Below are 18,329 nucleotides of genomic sequence, written 5' to 3' on the forward strand. Positions count from 1 at the left end.
GATTCAGACATCAGTCTGAACGCAGTAGGGATCCACGTCCTTTAGGGCGTGGAGGATGTCAAAGCAAATAGAGTTTGACTGATGTCTCAAAAAAACTATTGGAACAATGAAATAATAATAAAAATATATAACCTACGTCATAAAACACAGTAAAACTATTTACTTCTTTCTGCTTTTTCTACTGTGAATACAGGGCAGAGCCTTCTCAATAAATAATATACATGGGGATAGACCATGAGCTTATCGTTTAAATTATCTGCATGCGCACTGACAGTGACTTTAGCAATGGCGCCTGTGATGTCTCAGGCATGGGAAAAAGATAAAACTTACCAAATTACCATCCTACATACTAATGATCATCACGGTCACTTTTGGCACAATGATCATGGCGAGTACGGTTTAGCTGCTCAAAAAACCGTAGTTGACAATATTCGCGATGAAGTCGCTAAAAATGGCGGTAGCGTATTGCTTCTGTCTGGTGGTGATATTAATACGGGGGTTCCTGAATCTGATTTACAAGATGCAGAGCCTGATTTTAAAGGGATGAATCTTGTCGGTTATGACGCTATGGCGCTGGGTAACCATGAGTTTGATAATCCACTGGAAGTGCTACGCCAACAAGAAAAATGGGCTACTTTCCCCTTCCTCTCTGCGAATATTTATCAAAAAAGTACCGGTGAACGTTTATTTAAACCTTATACTATTTTTGATAAGCAAGGAGTGAAAATCGCGGTATTAGGTTTAACTACCGATGATACGGTGCGTATTGGTAATCCTGCTAACTTCCCTGATACTGAGTTCCGTAAACCGGCAGATGAAGCGAAAAAAGTCGTTGAAGAATTACGTACCACAGAAAAACCCGATATTATTATCGCTGCTACCCATATGGGGCATTATGACGATGGTAATCATGGCTCTAATGCACCGGGTGATGTTGAAATGGCGCGTGCTTTGCCGAAAGGCTATTTAGATATGATTGTCGGTGGACACTCACAAGATCCGGTTTGTATGTCTCAAGAGAATAAAAATTACAAACAGGCAGATTATGTTCCCGGCACGCCTTGCGCTCCAGATAATCAAAATGGCACATGGATTGTTCAAGCCCATGAATGGGGTAAATATGTAGGTCGCGCTGATTTTGAGTTCCGTAATGGCGAGTTCACATTAAAACACTATCAGTTAATTCCAATTAACTTAAATAAGAAAGTGAAAAAAGAAGACGGAACCACTGAGCGAGTTTACTACACAGAGGAGATCCCTCATAACCCTGAAATGATGAAATTACTGACCCCTTATCAAGAGAAAGGTGGTGAGCAATTGAATGTGAAAGTCGGGGAAGTGGTTGGTAAATTAGAAGGCGATCGTAGCAAAGTTCGTTTTGAACAAACGAATATGGCGCGTTTACTGTTATCCGCTCAGGCGGAGCGTGCAAATGCTGATTTTGCCATTATGAGTGGTGGTGGTGTACGTGATTCGATTGAATCTGGCGATATTACTTATAAAGATGTATTAAAAGTACAACCCTTTGCTAACGAACTCGTCTATGTTGATTTCAAAGGTGAAGAAGTTGAACCTTACCTATCCGCAGTTGCTTGCATGAAAGTAGATTCAGGCGCTTATGCACAATTTTATAATGTAAGTTTAACCGTAGATGCAGATTGTAAAGTGAGTGATGTAAAAATTGCGGGCAAACCATTAGATAAAACTAAAAATTATCGTATGGCGACATTAAACTTTAACGGTATTGGTGGTGATGGTTATCCTAAGATTGATTCACACCCAGGATATGTAAATACCGGCTTTGTTGATGCAGAAGTGTTAAAAGGTTATATCGAAAAACACTCACCACTAAAAGCGGCTGATTTTGAACCGCAAGGCGAGATTGTGTATAAAAAATAGTATTTATTGAAAATATACAATAGATAATTCCCAAAAGGCGGCAGAGGATGTCGCCTTTTGTTATTTTATTTCTTATTGGCAGCTTGGTTGATATAAAAGCCTAAAATAAGCAATCAGTTACTCTTAATCCTCTTTACGGATCAGGGCAAATTGTGCACCTAATACTGAACATAAGTCTTCAGCCGCTAGTTCAATATCCAGCCCTCGCTTACCTCCTGAGACATAGATAGTGTCAAACTTAAGTGCTTGCTCATCAATCACCGTGGGAAGGCGCTTTTTTTGTCCTAATGGGCTTATACCGCCGACTAAATAACCTGTTACTTTTTGTGCTATTTGTGGATCGGCCATTTCTGCTTTTTTAGCTTTAAGGCATTTGGCGACTCGTTTTAAGTCAAGTTGACTTGATACTGGGGTGACCGCAACGGCTAGGTTTTTAGCATCACCATTTAACGCAACGAGAAGCGTTTTAAACACTTGACGGTTATCTAGTCCTAACTTTTCAACGGCTTCATCACCAAAGTTATGTACATTCGCATCATGTTCATAAGGGTGAAGAGTAAATTTAATTTTTTGTTTTTCCAGTAAATTCACTGCGGGAGTCATAATTATTCCTACTCAATAAGGTGAGAGCAATGGTGAACGTGATCTTGTTATGCTTGATAAGTTAATCGATCAACTAAATTATCTTCACCAAATAAGTGAAGAGCACCGACGGTGACAACATAGTGGCCTGCTGGAAGATTAGAAAGCGTTGTTGCCCAGACTTGATTGCGCTTTTCCATTAAAATATCAAATACCGCTTTGCTAAAAGTATTTGGCAAAGGAGAAGGGTGCTTTTCACTGGTATAATTTAACCACCAATTGATCATAATTTGCAATGCCCGTGCATTTTCATGCCAATTTTTTAGCGTATCTTCGAGTAATTGTGCGCCGTCTTGTGGAAAATCTAATAATAATGCGACCTGACGCTCAATACCTTCTAGCTCTATAATCGCTTTTCGTTGTTTATTGGCTTGTTGGATAACTTGATAATCAATGCCGTGCTGTGGTTGTAATCCAAGTTGCATCGCTTGGGTTGATTGTAATATCAGCGCGATTTGCCACAGTGGTTTATCATCAATTTGGTAACGTGGAATAGAAAGAAGATCACAATGGCTGATGATAGTTGCAAGTTGTGTTTCATTTACTCGTTGTTCTAATGGCTCTCGCAATAACGATAGCTGATCAAAGGGCTGAGTTTCGGTTGAAATATCCGCTTCGACAATAACCGCATCCGCTGTTGCTATTTTATTAATCAGCACATTGGATAATGGTGACATCGTTGGCACGCCCATATGGATACTACCAACAAGATGTAAAGAGACATGATTAGGGAGTGAAATATCAATAGCAGGATAGGGGTAATAAGATGTTTTCTGTATACCGATCCATTTCTTGATTTTCTGTATTATATCCTTCATTTGATACGCTCCTCATGGGATAAACCACAAGGTTGTAGCATAACGGATTTTGTATTGAATAAAACAAGGAAAACTAAGTTTTACTTAGCTTTCCTTATCTTTACCGCTATATTTATAAATTTATATTACCAACTAATACCGATCCCCCCCGCAGAGACCCAATTGTTAGCGTCATTCCAAGCGGTTGAGGCTTTAACTTTAACATTTTCGTTGATACGGTATTGCATTCCCCATGCAAATGCTGTGGCATTACGATAATTACCGATACCCATTGCGGTGCTAAAGGTTGCTGCATCATTAAAAGGTAAATTACTCATCGCTGCAACAGAGGCAATCCCTTGATTAGCGCGCTTTTCAACTTTATAGAAACGATTATTGGTTTCATCTTTAAAGTGTTCAAAGTCATTTCTAAGTGAATTAATGGTAATTCTATTTGATTTATTTTCTAAATATAAAGAGCTAAGATGATTTATTAAATTTCTAGACTCACCATTAATTGGAAAATTATTAACTAGGTATTTATCTACGTATTTTTTGTTTTTGTCAGCGGTTTGTCGAACTTGAGTAATTTCTTTTCCTTGTTCTTCTATATCCTCTCCATGTTGTTTTACTGTTTCGCCTAATTGACTAAGTTCTGTTCTTGTGTTAGCTAAGTCTGTTTTTGTGCTAGCTAAGTCTGTTCTTGTGTTAGTTAAGTCTGTTTTTGTGTTAGTTAAGTCTGTTTTTGTGTTAGTTAAGTCTGTTTTTGTGTTAGCTAAGTCTGTTTTTGTGTTAGCTAAGTCTGTTCTTGTGTTAGCTAAGTCTTCTCTAGTGTTAGCTAAGTTTGTTTCAGCGTAACCTAAATCTGTTCTTGTGTCAGCTAAGTCTGTAGCTGTTTGAGTTGATCTAGAATATAAATCTGAGAGTCTATCATCATATGATATATCCATCTCAATAATATCTGATGGATTTACTGGATACATACTGAGAATGTTCTCAAATAATGATTCTTGGATTTCATTATTCCTTATAATAGTAACTCCACTGTTTTCCTTGTTGTCACTATCTATATTTCTTTGAATAAATGCGATAAAATCATATATAGCTATATCTAATCTTTCTAAATCATCTTTGTGATAAGAAGAGTTTACTTTTTTTGATAAATTTCTAATTTTCTCGCTTTCAGCCTCTAAATAACTCACCATATTTCTTTGTTCTTCAATTGAATACTCTTTGAGATTTAATTCATCAGAACTTTGTTTTGTTAAATCTTTAGAATTACTATTTTTAGTAGATAACGCTATCATTTCATCGAAAATGGGCGCAGCAATAAGAAATTGATTATCATTTGAACTTCTTATTGGTTGCAAATTTTGAACATATGTTCTAAAATTAGTTGCTTTATTTATAAAAGCAGGCGTGCTATATTTTTCCAATAAAGAATGTACTTTTCTTTCTACATATTCTTTCTTTTTAGAATTAAGATTATTATTTGGATTCTGTATTTCTTGATTTGATTCAAGTGAGTTACCCATATTTGGTGATGGGCTATCAGTATTAGAAAAAACATTCGCAGAGTAAATTAAAGATAAAGAAATAATAAATAATTTATTATAATTCATTAAAAAGTCCTTATAAATATATAAAGTATAAAAATAAGTGGCTTATTTTATAAAATGTTTTTTAAATCACTATAAATAAAACGCCTTTTAATTTTTATTAATGAATATATTTATAAATAATAAAATATAATGAATTATTGATAATAAATTGCTATTCTACCGTTAAGAGGGCGGAGTGATGACTCTCTTGTATAATGAAAAATTCCTCTTTGACTGGCCGATAGCAATATCGGCTTTTTTTTAACTTATTGAAATGATGATAATTCTCTCTGGATAATAAAAAAGCCTCTGGTATCTAAAGATAGAAGAGGCTGTATTTGACTGATTAATTGCGACTATTTTTTCGGTTTAAAACGTAATAATCGGTTGGCATTACTGACAACAGTGATTGATGATAAGGCCATGGCAGCCCCCGCAACCACAGGGTTTAATAATGTACCCGTAAAAGGATATAAGATACCGGCAGCGATAGGAATGCCTAAACTGTTATATATAAATGCACCAAACAAGTTTTGTTTCATATTGCGCAGTGTGCCTTTTGAGATCTCAACCGCATCAGCAACACCATGTAAGCTATGGCGCATTAAGGTAATGGCCGCAGTTTCAATGGCGATATCACTGCCCCCTCCCATCGCAATACCAACGTCTGCTTTAGCCAGTGCTGGGGCATCGTTAATACCATCCCCAATCATTGCTACGCGACGACCTTCTGCCTGTAGTTGACTAATCGCTTGCGCTTTACCTTCTGGCATAACGCCTGCAATCACTTGATCAATACCCGCTTCTTTAGCTATCGCATTGGCTGTAATAGGGTTATCTCCAGTTAACATGACCAAACGATAACCTTGATGATGTAGACGCTGTAATGCACTGACGGTATCTTCTCGTAGTGGATCACGAATAGAAAGTAGGGCCGCTATTTTCCCATTTTGCGCCAATAAGACAGGGGTTACCCCTTTCGCTGATTGGTTTTCTATTAAGGCGTTTATCTCACTTATATCAATGCCAGATTCTTTCATTAGTTTAGGATTACCTAACAGCACAATATTGCCGTCAATTTCACCACTTAATCCCATACCAGCAAGAGTTCGAAATTGGTTTATTTGCGGTAATTTAATGCCTTCAGCTTTGGTTAAAATCGCTTTTGCTAATGGGTGATTAGAGCCACTTTCTAGTGCGCCTGCTAATGCTAATGCTTGAGTTTCACTTATCTGATTGAATGTGTGGATCTCAGTCACTTGTGGCATGCCTTCTGTTAAGGTACCTGTTTTATCAAAAACTAAGGTATCTAATTGGCTTGCTTGTTGTAATGCATCCGCATCACGCACTAATACGCCATATTCTGCGGCACGTCCCACACCTGAAATAATCGACATGGGGGTCGCTAATCCTAGAGCACAAGGGCAAGCGATAATTAATACCGTTGTGATAATGACGAGTGCATAAGTAATTTGTGGTGAAGGACCAAAAAAGTACCAAATAGCCCCTGCAATTAACGCAATAACGACGACGATAGGAACAAATACACTGGATATTTTATCCGCTAACTGGCCAATTTCTGGTTTACTGCTTTGTGCTTGACGTACCAGTTTGATAATTCGAGCAAGGGTAGTTTGACTGCCTACCGCTGCAGCTTTAAACAGCACTGAGCCATCTTGCACGGTAGTACCTGCATGAATGGTATCACCAAGGCTTTTTTGTTGTGGAATAGGCTCACCGGTGAGCATTGCTTCATCCATCCACACTTCACCTTGGGTGATTTCACCATCAACGGGAACTTTATCACCGGTTGCTAAACGCAAGATCATACCTTGTTTCACATCCGCTAATGGCATTTCAACTTCGCCATTATCCGTTACTACTCTTGCTGTTGGTGGTGTTAAGTCTAATAGACGCTCTAATGCTTTAGAAGAGCGCTGACGGGCTCTTTGTTCAAGCATATGACCAAGGTTTATCAAACCAATGATCATTGCACTGGCTTCGTAATAGAGATGTCTTGCTTGGGCAGGAAATACCTCAGGCCATAAGTTAACACTAATTGAATAGAGCCAAGCAGCCCCTGTACCTAACGCAACGAGCGTGTCCATGGTGGCACTGCCGTTTTTTAGGCTTTGCCACGCATTACGATAAAAGTGCCCACCTGCAGCTATCATCACAACAAGCGTAATAATACCGATAGTTAACCAGATATTATGATTAGCTTCCGTTAACATCATATTATCGCCGATCATTCCCCATACCATTACAGGAATACCAACGACTAAGGCTAAGGCTGCTTGCCAGCGAAAACGCTTCATATTAGCGACAGCGACTTCTTGTTGACGCTCTCTGCGTTTTACATCATCTTGAATAATTTCTGCCCCATAGCCTGCTTTTTCGACCGCATTAATCAGGTCATCATGATTAACATGACCCGTTACCAGTGCGCTACGTTCAGCCAAATTAACACGTGCATTTTCAACACCGGAAACACTTTGTAAGGCTTTTTGTACTTTGCTAACACAGCTTGCACAAGTCATACCGTCGATTAATAGCTGAGTGCTATCATCATCGATACTGATATCAGCATTATTATTATCAAGGATGGTTTCTTCTACTGGAATATCACAAATCGCCGCTGACGATGCTTCCAGTGGTGCATCCGTTTGCGTCAGCGGCTCAGTTTTTGGGTGGTTGGCTCCTGCTAATTTTGCATCATAACCAGCATCTTGAATGGCTGTGATCACACTCTCTGTGTTTGCCATACCTGTTACTGTGGCATGAGTTAATTCCACTTGTGCACTTTCTACCCCATCAGTCCCTTCAAGAGCTTTCTTCACTGAATTGATACAATGACCACAATTTAAGCCTGATAAAGTCAGTTTAATAGTTTTTGGTTTATTTTCTTCTTCGTTTGCTAATGAGGCTTCAAAACCTTCAGCAACAACGGCGGCAATTAAATCTTTTGCGTTTGCTGTACCAAAAATTTCAGCTGATGTTTTGTCTACATTGACCGCAACAACACCGTCAACGGCTAATAACGCATTTTCTGTTTTACCAACGCATTTCATACAGTTAAGTCCACTTAAACTTAGTTTTACATCAGCTTGAGTGGCTAGATGAGCTTCATATCCGGCTTCTTCAATGGTTTTGATTAAGCTTTCAACAGTTGCGTCGCTGTCAATTTTAGCGTATTGAATAGTCACCGTGGACTGTTCTATATCATTGCGGGCATCAAGTGATTTTTTTACACTGTTAACACAGTGGGAGCATGAAAGCCCTTGTAGTGCGAGTAGCGTAGTTTTTGCCATGGTCAATATCTCCAAATAAAAAGCGATTACCTCTATTATGGCGTAATATGGGATAACTTGCTTTCTTGAAAAGGTTTTTTCTTATCTGAGATAAAGGCTAAACCTTTCCGCAAGGGGAAGGTCAAGGGGGAATTTTGAATATTAGTGAAATCGCAACCAAAACCGGTTTGACGACAAAAGCAATCCGTTTTTATGAGGAAAAAGATCTGATAACCTCACCTCATCGGGGTGAAAATGGCTATCGATACTATTTACCGCAACATATCGAAGAATTAACACTGTTAAAGCAAGCTCGTGAAGTCGGGTTTAGTTTAGAAGAGTGTCGTTCATTGCTGATGTTATTACGTAATCCTTCACGTCACAGTGCTGATGTGAAAGAGGCAACCTTAAAGAAAGTGGCTGAGATAGAGAAAACCATTAACGAATTAAATGCCATTCGTCAACGGCTTCTCTTATTAGCAAATGAATGCCCAGGCGATGATGGGGCGGAATGCCCAATCATCAATCATCTTTCTGGTTGTTGTCATCATCAATAACAGCAGCATGCTGTGTTGATGATGCCGAGCGAGTGGTGGGAGAAAATGAGGTGACGTGCAAAGTGATACCATCAATAGCAATCACTTTAACTGTATCACCTGCTTTTAATGGCGTGTCAGAATAGACTCGCCAACTCCCATCAGCAAGCTTTATGCGACTAAAACCATTTTCAGTATCCGATAACAAAACTGCTTTTATACCAATAAGTTGGTGACTTTTTTGGTTTAGGTTTTCTGCTTCTTTGGATAACTTTTTGCGTTTAAGCCAGATACGCCAAAGGATCGCACTCACAACGGTGAGTAATGCAAATAGAATACCTTGAATGGGCCAACCAATAGGTAAGATCCATGCGATTAATGCAACACATAATGCGGCCATACCAGACCATAGTAAGTAGCCTGCAGTGCCCAGCATTTCGGCGATTAATAGTAAGACACCAAGACAAAGCCAGAAAAGTGCTGGCTGAGCACTAATCCATTCAATCATAATTAATTGCTCTTGTTACCTGAGTCACTTTTTTTGGTATTTAATAATTCTGAAATACCACCAATTGCACCCATTAAGTTACTGGCTTCTAATGGCATCATTACAACTTTGCTGTTATCGGCAGAACCAATTTGTGACAGGGCATCGGTATACTTTTGTGCAATAAAGTAGTTAATGGCTTGCATATCCCCTTTAGCGATAGCTTCTGATACCATTTGCGTCGCTTTTGCTTCCGCTTCTGCTGCACGCTCACGGGCTTCGGCTTGTAAGAAAGCAGACTGACGTTCACCTTCTGCCTTTAAGATTTGCCCTTGTTTTTCACCTTCCGCTTTTAAGATTGCCGCTTGACGGATACCTTCTGCTTCTAGAATATCAGCACGCTTAGTACGCTCAGCTTTCATCTGCGCATTCATGGCTGAAATTAGCTCTTGTGGTGGGCGCACATCACGAATTTCAATACGGGTAATTTTAATACCCCATGGGTTAGTTGCATCATCAACAATCAGTAATAAACGGCTATTGATCTGATCACGTTGTGAAAGAATTTCATCCAGTTCCATAGAGCCTAACACTGTACGGATATTGGTTAGCGTTAGATTGATGATTGCAAGCTCTAGGTTATTCACCTCATAAGCAGCTTTTACTGGATCGATAACTTGAATAAAGCAGACCGCATCAATACTGACATTGGCGTTATCACGAGAAATCACTTCCTGAGAAGGGATATCTAATACTTGTTCCATCATATTAATACGACGACCAATACGGTCAATAAATGGAATAAGGAGTTGAAGGCCTGGAGCAAGGGTACGTGTATAACGTCCAAAACGCTCGACAGTCCACTGATAACCTTGTGGAACGGTTTTTACACCACTTAAAACTAAAATAATGGCGAATAAGATAATAATACCAATAACTATTTCCATGTATCTGTCCTTAGCCTGCTTTAATAAATAAAATGAATATTAATAAAGTAAAGAATACACCATTCGGCGATATTTAGATGCTAGATTATCATTAGTCCCTAAAGCAGATAAAATATCCATCAGGGTTTTCTTAACTTGCCCTTCTCCGGCATTAAGATCTTTTTTCAGAAAATTAAATAGCAATTCAAGGGCTTCATCATTGCGCGACACTTCATGCAGTTTTAACGCCAGTTGAATAGCGAGTTCAGTATTGTCAGGTTGCTGATTAAAATTATCTTGTAATTGCTGAATTTCAGGTGTGTCGGCAGCTTGTTTTTGCAGTTCAATTTGAGCTAATAAACTGTGATAGTAGCTATCTTGATCTTGCAATGGAATTGCGGCTAATAATTCTTCTGCTTCATTATGTTTATTTAATGAAATTAAAGCACCTGCGAGGGCTAAGGTAATTTCACTGTTTTTAGGATCAATTTGGTGTGCTTCTTTTAACAGTGGTAATGCTTCGTCTGCTTTACCTTCTGCTAATAATGCTGAAGCTTGCGCCGCTTTTAATTCTTCTGGTTTAGGTAAGATATTGGCAAGGATTTGGCGAATAGCTTCTTCAGGTTGTGGGCCTTGGAACCCATCGACAGGACGACCTTCTTGCAATATATAAACAGTTGGGATCGCTCGTAGACCAAATTGCGAGGCAATCATCTGTTCAACATCACAATCTAATTTAGCTAATACAAACTGATCAGCAAATTCAGCTGCTAGTTTATCCAACGTTGCCCCAAGCTCTGCACAATGAGGACTACGCTCTGAATAGAAGTACATCATGACCGGTTTTGTCATCGATTGTTCTATAACTTGCTGAATATTCGATTCATTTACATCAACAATATGTGCAGTTGCTAACATTAACTTATCCCTTTTTGAGAGTTTTAAATATAAATGCTGTTTATTACGCTATTTCATTAATAAATAAGGATGAATTTTGCAAAAATCAAGCCTTGTTACTTTGGCCGTTTAAGATCCTATCCATAAGTCTATCAGGGAGGAGTCGTTTTAACACTTTGACGGCATAAGTGAGTAAGGTCACAGGATAACGTAACTTAGGTCTTGGACTTTCTAAAGCATGGATTAGTTTTTTCACTACATCATCAGGTGTTAATGTGAAACGACTCGCAATCCCCGGATTTTTTACCGGTTTATCTTGTTGGGCTTGATTAACATTTTCAGTAAAGCGTGTTTTTATTGGACCCGGCTCAATTAAACTGACTTTTATCCCCGTAGAGGCAAGTTCCATTCTTAATGCATCAGACCAAGCTTCAACGGCATATTTACTCGCCGCATAAGCGCCTCGGCCGGGAGTAGAAATTAATCCCATTACTGAACTCGTCTGAATAATACGTCCTTCGCCATGAGGTAACATCGCCGGCAGTAACCCCATAGTAAGCTGATGTAAGCCAAAAAAATTAGTGGAAAATTGTTTTTCCATTTGTTGGCGACTAATCGCATTTAATGGACCATAAACCCCAAAACCACCATTATTAAATAATCCATATAAACGCCCATTAGTAAGGCGAATTACTTCTAATATGGCTTTTTCGATACTTTCTGCATCATCGAGATCAAGAAAAATAGGCTCAAACCCCAATGTTTCCATATGGTTAAGATCATCTTCTTTGCGACAAGCAGCCAGTACTCGATATCCTTTTTGCTTGAGTGTTTTTGCCGCACACAGTCCAATCCCACTAGAACTTCCTGTAATCAATACCGTTTTTTGCATAATTTTACAATTAATCTCATTTAATCTTGGTTAACTACTGTCACAATAGTTTAACGTGTTAGGTAAGGGGATAGGGTTTTATCCATCCATTGAGCAATAAAAGGCTGAGCCGCTTCATTTGGGTGAATGCTGTCGTTTTGCATCCACTCAGGTTTATCTGCTATTTGCTCCATATAAAATGGGATAAGCTCCAGAGCATTGTCTTTCGCCAATTGTGGGTAAATCGCAGAAAAAGATTGCGTATAGCGTTTACCATAATTAGGCGAAATCATAATTTGCATAAAGAGTGGCGTTGCTCCCGCTTCTTTTACTTGGGTAATGATGTTTTGCAACGCTTCTTTCGTTTGGGCTACAGGGTAGCCTTGTAAGCCATCATTTGCACCCAGTTCAATCAAAACCCAACGAGGTTGGTGCTGTTTTAATAAATCAGGGAGCCTATTTTGACCTTGAAATGCGGTTTCGCCACTGATGCTTGCATTTACGACATTTATTTCAGGATAAGTTAATTTCCACTTATCCGCGAGGCGTTGCGCCCATGCGCTTTCAATAGGAAGGCGATATCCGGCACTTAGGCTATCACCAAAGATCAAAAAGGTATCAGCAGCGATAGACTTAAAGCTAAACATCATCATGACGATAAGGAAACAAGTATGTCGACGGAAAAGGTTCTTGAAGTTCATCAGTTAACCAAACAAGTAGGAGAAGGTGATAGTCAGATCTCTATATTGCAGGGTGTTGAGTTAGTTGTCGAGTCTGCACAGACAATTGCTTTAATTGGTGAGTCAGGATCGGGCAAATCTACACTTTTAGGTATTATTGCCGGATTAGATGATGGAGGTGCTGGTCGTGTGCAATTAATGGGACACGATCTGACCAAAATGAATGAAGAAGAGCGGGCAAAATTACGTGCACAACATGTCGGATTTGTTTTTCAATCTTTTATGCTAATTCCAACGTTAAATGCCTTAGAGAATGTGCAACTTCCTGCGTTATTAAAAGGTGAGTCAGAAAAACAGAGCCATACGCGAGCCGTTGATTTACTTAAACAATTGGGTTTGGGTGAGCGCTTGTATCATATGCCCGCACAACTTTCCGGTGGTGAGCAACAACGAGTTGCATTAGCAAGAGCTTTTTGTACCCAACCGGCGATCCTGTTTGCTGATGAGCCAACAGGTAATCTTGATCGAAAAACGGGAGATAAAATTGCCGATTTACTGTTTTCCCTTAATCGTGATTATGCCACAACATTAATTTTGGTCACCCACGATAATGAGCTTGCCGCTCGTTGTCAGCGAAGATTACGTCTTGTTGATGGGCAACTTAAGGAGGAGTCATGATCTGGCGTTGGTTTTGGCGTGAGTGGCGCTCGCCGGCTTTATTAATTGTTTGGCTCTCTTTAGCGCTGGCGGTGGCTTGTGTGCTGGCGTTAGGGCGTATTGGTGATCGCATTGATAAAAGTATTTATGCTCAAAGTCGTGATCTTATCGCCGGTGATTTAGTGCTACGTGCCTCGTATCCTGTTGATGAAAATTGGCTAGCTGAAGCTAAAAGAATGGGGCTAACACTTAGTCGTCAAATGCAATTTACCACCATGTCTTATGCCCCAGAAGGTGATACTCCTCAATTGGCGTTGGTAAAAGCCGCGGATAACTTATATCCACTCTATGGTGAGCTAGAAACTCAGCCCGCAGGGCTAAAAGCGGAGAAAGGCACGGCGTTAGTGGATGCAAGGTTACTGGCGCTTTTGGGTATCAAGGTCGGTGATAATATTGATGTCGGTGACGCCACTTTTACAATTAGCGGTGTATTAGTTCAAGAGCCTGACAGTGGTTTTAATCCATTTCAAATTGCACCGCGTATTTTAATTAATCTTGCTGATGTTGAAGCGACTGGTGCCGTTCAGCCGGGAAGCCGCTTAACTTATCGTTATATGTTTGCGGGTAATGAAGCATTAATTGATGAATACCAGCAACGCTTTGATCCCTTATTAAAACCTGACCAGCGTTGGAATAGCTTAAAACAAGATAATGGTGCGCTATCTCAATCAATGGAGAGAGCAAAAAACTTTTTACTATTATCTGCATTATTAACACTATTATTGGCGATTTCTGCCGTCGCGGTTTCAATGACACATTATTGCCGTAGTCGACATACGCTAATTGCGGTATTAAAAACCTTAGGTGCCGATAATCATGCATTACGTAAATGGATTATAGGGCAGTGGGGGGTGATTATTGTTGCGGCTATCGTGGTCGGCTCACTGGTCGGTTGGGGCTTTGAATTAGTATTGTTGCAGATTTTAGCACCGGTATTACCAAAAAGTTTACCTGATGCGAGCTTTATGCCATGGCTATGGTCGGTTGGCTCTTTACTACTCATCGCGTTATTGACGGGGTTACGCCCTTATCATCAATTAATGTCAACGCAACCTTCCCGCGTGTTGAGAAGTGGTACTACGGCACCTAGTTGGCCACTACGTTATTATTTACCCATCGTTGCATTGATTGTTGTTGGCGCTTTAACTCTGTTTGCCGGAACGGGTGTTTTATTGTGGTCTATTTTATTAGGTATCGTCGTCATTGCTTTCTTGCTTGGCGTGATTGGTTGGCTTGGATTATGGCTTTTAAAGCAATTTAAATTTAAGCAATTGAGTGCCCGTTTAGCGGTGACACGTTTATTACGCCAGCCTTTCCAAACCATGACTCAATTAGCCGCTTTTTCATTATCCTTTATGCTATTGACGCTATTGGTTTTGCTTCAAGGGGATTTATTGGAAAAATGGCAACAGCAGTTACCTGAAGATAGTCCTAACTATTTCTTGATTAATATGTCAAAGCCTCAGGTACAGCAGATTAATACATTATTAGCCACTTATCATGTGGCACCGACAGATGCTTATCCGGTTGTGTTAGCACGTTTAACAGCGATTAATGATCACAATGCGAAAGTGTGGGCAGATGCACGGGATGCGGGGAATAATACCGTACGAAGAGAGCTTAATTTAACGTGGCACAGTGAACTTCCTAAAGATAATGTTATTGTCGAAGGCTCATGGCCTCCTGTCGGTAATGGCGTTTCAATCGATCAGGGGGTTGCACAAAAGTTAGAAATAAAGCTGGGGGATGAGCTAACTTTTGTTGGTGATACTCGCGAGTTTAAATCTGTTGTCACCAGCATTCGCCATGTCGATTGGGAAAATATGCGACCAAATTTCTTCTTTATTTTCGCAGAAGAAGGGCTAAGTAATCAGCCTGAAAAATGGATGAGCAGTTTTTATTACAATGGTGATGGAAGTTTGATCACCGCATTAAATCGACAATTTCCTACGGTCAGTGTGCTAGATACTGGTGCATTAATTCAGCAAGTTCAGCAGATCTTACAGCAAGTCAGCCGAGCATTAGAAATTATGGTTGGATTAGTTATGCTGTGTGGGGCATTGCTATTAGTGGCACAAATTCAAGTCGGTATGACACAACGTCGTATCGAGTTGGTGGTTTATCGAACATTAGGCGCGAGTAAGTCACTATTAAGACGCACGCTTTGGGCAGAGTTTGCCTTATTAGGGTTAATGGCCGGTTTAGCTGCAGCGATAGGGGCTGAAGTTGCATTAGGGTTGTTGCAAAAATCGGTATTTAATTTCCCTTGGCAACCACAATGGATGATGTGGATAGTTGTTCCCGCTCTTGCCGCCGTATTGCTTTCACTTTGTGGTAGTATTTTAGGGGTTAGGCTATTACAAGATAAAGGCCAATATCGTCGTATTCAGGGGGAATAGTCGCCATTAGTTATCTAGTTATCATTAAATGAAGTGATACGTGATATTGAATTAAAAATGCTGATATCGAACGGATATCAGCATTTTTTTATCGGATGCTTATGGTGATACAGGCGATGATTTTTCAATATATACAGTTTGTGATGGGAAGGCGAAGTCAGCGCCATGTTGATGCACAATATCAATCATTTTTAAATAAACTTCTTGCTGCGCATCTAACCATTCTGCCCATACTGTGGTTTTGGTAAAACAGTACACCATAATATTTAATGATGAATCGGCGAATTGATTAAAATAGACCAATAAAGTCTGTTTGGTGTCGATTTTGTCGTTTTGTTGTAGCATCGTGCGGATATCTTCGACAATAACCCCAACTTTGTCCGAATCTTCATAGCGTAACCCTAATTCTGTTTCAATACGTCGATTGGTCATTCTGCCGGGGTTTTCAACACTAATGGAGGAAAATACTGAGTTTGGAATATATAACGGGCGATGATCAAAGGTCATTATCTTCGTGATACGCCAGCCAATCTCAACAACAGTTCCTTCGATATTGCGATCGGGTGAACGTACCCAATCACCAATGTTAAAAGGGCGATCAAAATAGAGCATAACACCTGAAAAAAGGTTACTCATAACGTCTTTACTTGCCATACCAATGGCAATACCGCCTAAGCCACCAAATGTCATTAAGCCCGATAAGCTCATGCCAAAATGCTCACCGAACAGTAAGATCATGATGACAAGAAGAGTGATTTTAAATATACGCGAAATAATACGGGCTGAGGTAGGATCACTGCCTTTTTTAATTTGTGATTTTTCTAATAAATTAATGAGTAAGAAAAATTTTCTCATCAGGATTAATGCGATAGCAAGATAGCTAAAGAAATTAATCATCTGAAAAGAGATAAAGTGTAGTTTAAAATCTACCACCGCCATTTCACAATATTGGCTTATAATAGCCACTAAACTACAAAGCAAAATAGCTTGGATGATGTGAATAATTATGTTTCTACGACGTTTTTTTTGTTTATCATGTAAAAAAGATATGGCAAGAAAGGCGATAAAACACGCCAAAGCTATGCCGATACCAATTGAGTATTTCATGATTAATTCTTCATTCATCTGCTCGATCTCTCCTCGCTAAAACCGCTTCTCTATAATATTGATTGGATTTCTAAACTAGATTTGCGGTTTTATTTTTATCTTGGCGCATTATGTTTCTCACTGGCATGTTGGAAGTTAGGATAAATTGGTGGGCGCATAAATAGTGTGATCACCAAAATAACTAAAACAGGGATAGTGAGAATTAAAAATGCAGGTGTGAAGCTGCCTGAAATATCCTTAATAGCCCCAGCAAAGAAGGGGGCTAAACAGGCCAATGTTGAGATCAGGTTCATCACCGAAAATAGTTCTAAATAAGGTGCGCGACCAAAATAGTTAGCCAGTAACACACTTGAGGCTAAGAAGGTCATACCATAACCAATCCCCACACAAAGGGTAAATAGCATTAGGTAGATCCAACTATTAGCCATACTCAGTGCTAATAGACCGATAATAATAATCGTTAAGCTGGCAATCAGTAATTTTTTTGGCTCTAACCATTCCCCAATCGCCCCACCGGCTAATCGTGAGAATGCATTGATAAAAGCCATGGTGCTCAGTAGCGTTGCAGCAATAGTTTCACTAAAACCATTTTCAATAATATGTGCAACTGCAAAACTATTTACTGTGATCCCGCACCATAGAAAAGCGGTGTAAGTGGCAGCAATGACATAAAATTGCCATGTTCGTAAAGCATGACGTGCGGTCCATATCGCTTTGGTTTGATAAATACGTTTGCTACTTTGTAATTGACTGATTTTTTTCGCATGCGCTTTTTCTGCTGAGCCTTCTCGTAATACTAAAATAGTCAGCAGGGTAATAATTGATAGAATAATAGCTGAAATGAGCCAATGCATACGCCATGTGTGCCAAAGGTGTGTGGCTAAAAAATAGATCCAAGGGCCTGCAACCCCTCCCAATCCACCAATAGTAAAATAGACACCAAAAGCAAAAGACTGTTTTTCAAATAGACGCGATAGCACGTAAGTGCCCGGTACGGTTGCTAATAGCGTAAAACCTACCCCAAGTAAGGCGGTACCAAGAAAGTAGCGTGTGATGGTATTGGTTTCATATAGAAAATAGAATCCACTGACAAAAATAATCAGTCCAATGAGGAGTGTGAAGCGGACGTTTAATTTACGGATAAGTAAAGTGGGTAAAAAGCTCGCAAGTCCACAGGTTAAGCCCAATAAAGTAAAACCAAGGCCAGCTTGTGTCCAGTTCCACTCTAGTTCAGCTATCATACTAGGTAGAACCACACCTAAAGAGGTAAATGTTGTTGCGGTAGCGAGAAAGTACACTAAACCTAGCAGTATCAGTATGCTCCACTGATAGATAGGACCAAAATTTTGTTGCGTGACTGGCATCCTGACTCCATAGAACGGGTGCAGTATCCTGAATGTTCAGGAAAAAATAGCGAATAACTGGCCTTGTATTCACAGGCCAGTACATTTAAAGGCTATTATTCTCTAACTTTCTGAGT

General features: G+C 39.6%; 15 protein-coding genes. 4 read left to right on the forward strand and 11 right to left on the reverse strand.

The genetic code is table 11. The features are described from left to right. The first annotated feature begins 234 nt into the window (after positions 1 to 234). On the forward strand, positions 235 to 1,899 hold the full coding sequence (gene ushA / locus AACV01_RS12020) for a bifunctional UDP-sugar hydrolase/5'-nucleotidase UshA (RefSeq protein ID WP_004244272.1): 1,665 nt from the start codon (positions 235 to 237) through the stop codon (positions 1,897 to 1,899). Positions 1,900 to 2,022: 123 nt separating this feature from the next. On the opposite strand, the gene ybaK is transcribed toward ushA, so the two are convergent. The 4 genes from ybaK to copA form a co-directional block, all read right to left on the reverse strand. Then, positions 2,023 to 2,502, reverse strand: a complete 480-nt coding sequence (gene ybaK / locus AACV01_RS12025; RefSeq protein ID WP_046334611.1) for a Cys-tRNA(Pro)/Cys-tRNA(Cys) deacylase YbaK — start codon at positions 2,500 to 2,502, stop codon at positions 2,023 to 2,025. Between the two features lie 47 nt (positions 2,503 to 2,549). Next, positions 2,550 to 3,359 (reverse strand): TraB/GumN family protein, encoded by an 810-nt coding sequence (locus AACV01_RS12030; RefSeq protein ID WP_020946125.1) that lies wholly within the window; start codon positions 3,357 to 3,359, stop codon positions 2,550 to 2,552. 125 nt (positions 3,360 to 3,484) lie between these two features. Next, the gene (locus AACV01_RS12035; RefSeq protein WP_237585025.1) at positions 3,485 to 4,960 is read right to left on the reverse strand and encodes a YadA C-terminal domain-containing protein; all 1,476 of its coding nucleotides are present in this window, start codon (positions 4,958 to 4,960) and stop codon (positions 3,485 to 3,487) included. Positions 4,961 to 5,295: 335 nt separating this feature from the next. After that, positions 5,296 to 8,250, reverse strand: a complete 2,955-nt coding sequence (gene copA, locus AACV01_RS12040; protein WP_161682976.1) for a copper-exporting P-type ATPase CopA — start codon at positions 8,248 to 8,250, stop codon at positions 5,296 to 5,298. Between the two features lie 134 nt (positions 8,251 to 8,384). On the opposite strand from copA, the gene cueR reads away from it, so the two are divergent. Then, positions 8,385 to 8,786, forward strand: a complete 402-nt coding sequence (cueR, locus tag AACV01_RS12045) for a Cu(I)-responsive transcriptional regulator (RefSeq protein WP_060554833.1) — start codon at positions 8,385 to 8,387, stop codon at positions 8,784 to 8,786. Here cueR and AACV01_RS12050 read toward each other — a convergent pair. The 5 genes from AACV01_RS12050 to tesA all read right to left on the reverse strand — a co-directional run bounded on the left by AACV01_RS12050 (position 8,752) and on the right by tesA (position 12,647). Continuing rightward, the gene (locus AACV01_RS12050) at positions 8,752 to 9,273 is read right to left on the reverse strand and encodes an NfeD family protein (protein WP_161682978.1); all 522 of its coding nucleotides are present in this window, start codon (positions 9,271 to 9,273) and stop codon (positions 8,752 to 8,754) included. The genes cueR and AACV01_RS12050 overlap by 35 nt on opposite strands. Positions 9,274 to 9,275: 2 nt before the next feature. Continuing rightward, entirely contained in the window at positions 9,276 to 10,199 is a 924-nt protein-coding gene (locus AACV01_RS12055) for an SPFH domain-containing protein (RefSeq protein ID WP_004244263.1), read from the reverse strand. A 39-nt stretch (positions 10,200 to 10,238) separates the two neighbouring features. After that, positions 10,239 to 11,096: a co-chaperone YbbN gene (locus AACV01_RS12060; RefSeq protein WP_017627896.1), complete on the reverse strand. Its 858-nt coding sequence runs from the start codon at positions 11,094 to 11,096 to the stop codon at positions 10,239 to 10,241. An 85-nt stretch (positions 11,097 to 11,181) separates the two neighbouring features. Next, a complete protein-coding gene (locus tag AACV01_RS12065) occupies positions 11,182 to 11,967 on the reverse strand; it encodes an SDR family oxidoreductase (protein ID WP_004244260.1) in 786 nt (261 codons plus the stop codon). 50 nt (positions 11,968 to 12,017) lie between these two features. Further along, the gene (tesA, locus tag AACV01_RS12070) at positions 12,018 to 12,647 is read right to left on the reverse strand and encodes a multifunctional acyl-CoA thioesterase I/protease I/lysophospholipase L1 (protein WP_012368271.1); all 630 of its coding nucleotides are present in this window, start codon (positions 12,645 to 12,647) and stop codon (positions 12,018 to 12,020) included. Between tesA and ybbA the strand changes: the two genes are divergently transcribed. Both ybbA and ybbP read left to right on the forward strand, forming a co-directional pair. Then, entirely contained in the window at positions 12,618 to 13,304 is a 687-nt protein-coding gene (gene ybbA, locus AACV01_RS12075) for a putative ABC transporter ATP-binding protein YbbA (protein WP_004250296.1), read from the forward strand. The genes tesA and ybbA overlap by 30 nt on opposite strands. Beyond that, a complete protein-coding gene (gene ybbP, locus AACV01_RS12080) occupies positions 13,301 to 15,742 on the forward strand; it encodes a putative ABC transporter permease subunit YbbP (protein ID WP_004250298.1) in 2,442 nt (813 codons plus the stop codon). The genes ybbA and ybbP overlap by 4 nt, the downstream gene beginning before the upstream one ends. A gap of 99 nt (positions 15,743 to 15,841) precedes the next feature. Here ybbP and AACV01_RS12085 read toward each other — a convergent pair whose 3' ends face one another. Beyond that, a complete protein-coding gene (locus AACV01_RS12085) occupies positions 15,842 to 16,867 on the reverse strand; it encodes a mechanosensitive ion channel family protein (protein ID WP_020946119.1) in 1,026 nt (341 codons plus the stop codon). A 77-nt stretch (positions 16,868 to 16,944) separates the two neighbouring features. Continuing rightward, on the reverse strand, positions 16,945 to 18,213 hold the full coding sequence (locus tag AACV01_RS12090) for an MFS transporter (RefSeq protein WP_004244255.1): 1,269 nt from the start codon (positions 18,211 to 18,213) through the stop codon (positions 16,945 to 16,947). Positions 18,214 to 18,329 lie beyond the last annotated feature (116 nt).

The sequence above is a fragment of the Proteus sp. G2609 genome (assembly GCF_963896135.1).
Lineage (GTDB): Bacteria > Pseudomonadota > Gammaproteobacteria > Enterobacterales > Enterobacteriaceae > Proteus > Proteus mirabilis.

What these genes read in the sequence shown, in the direction of transcription:
- AACV01_RS12085 (WP_020946119.1), bottom strand. Translation starts at nt 16,867, where the DNA reads ATGAATGAAGAATTAATCATGAAATACTCAATTGGTATCGGCATAGCT.
- AACV01_RS12050 (WP_161682978.1), bottom strand. Translation starts at nt 9,273, where the DNA reads ATGATTGAATGGATTAGTGCTCAGCCAGCACTTTTCTGGCTTTGTCTT.
- AACV01_RS12055 (WP_004244263.1), bottom strand. Translation starts at nt 10,199, where the DNA reads ATGGAAATAGTTATTGGTATTATTATCTTATTCGCCATTATTTTAGTT.
- AACV01_RS12065 (WP_004244260.1), bottom strand. Translation starts at nt 11,967, where the DNA reads ATGCAAAAAACGGTATTGATTACAGGAAGTTCTAGTGGGATTGGACTG.
- AACV01_RS12060 (WP_017627896.1), bottom strand. Translation starts at nt 11,096, where the DNA reads ATGTTAGCAACTGCACATATTGTTGATGTAAATGAATCGAATATTCAG.
- ybbP (WP_004250298.1), top strand. Translation starts at nt 13,301, where the DNA reads ATGATCTGGCGTTGGTTTTGGCGTGAGTGGCGCTCGCCGGCTTTATTA.
- AACV01_RS12030 (WP_020946125.1), bottom strand. Translation starts at nt 3,359, where the DNA reads ATGAAGGATATAATACAGAAAATCAAGAAATGGATCGGTATACAGAAA.
- AACV01_RS12090 (WP_004244255.1), bottom strand. Translation starts at nt 18,213, where the DNA reads ATGCCAGTCACGCAACAAAATTTTGGTCCTATCTATCAGTGGAGCATA.
- ybbA (WP_004250296.1), top strand. Translation starts at nt 12,618, where the DNA reads ATGTCGACGGAAAAGGTTCTTGAAGTTCATCAGTTAACCAAACAAGTA.
- ushA (WP_004244272.1), top strand. Translation starts at nt 235, where the DNA reads ATGAGCTTATCGTTTAAATTATCTGCATGCGCACTGACAGTGACTTTA.
- ybaK (WP_046334611.1), bottom strand. Translation starts at nt 2,502, where the DNA reads ATGACTCCCGCAGTGAATTTACTGGAAAAACAAAAAATTAAATTTACT.
- tesA (WP_012368271.1), bottom strand. Translation starts at nt 12,647, where the DNA reads ATGAACTTCAAGAACCTTTTCCGTCGACATACTTGTTTCCTTATCGTC.
- AACV01_RS12035 (WP_237585025.1), bottom strand. Translation starts at nt 4,960, where the DNA reads ATGAATTATAATAAATTATTTATTATTTCTTTATCTTTAATTTACTCT.
- copA (WP_161682976.1), bottom strand. Translation starts at nt 8,250, where the DNA reads ATGGCAAAAACTACGCTACTCGCACTACAAGGGCTTTCATGCTCCCAC.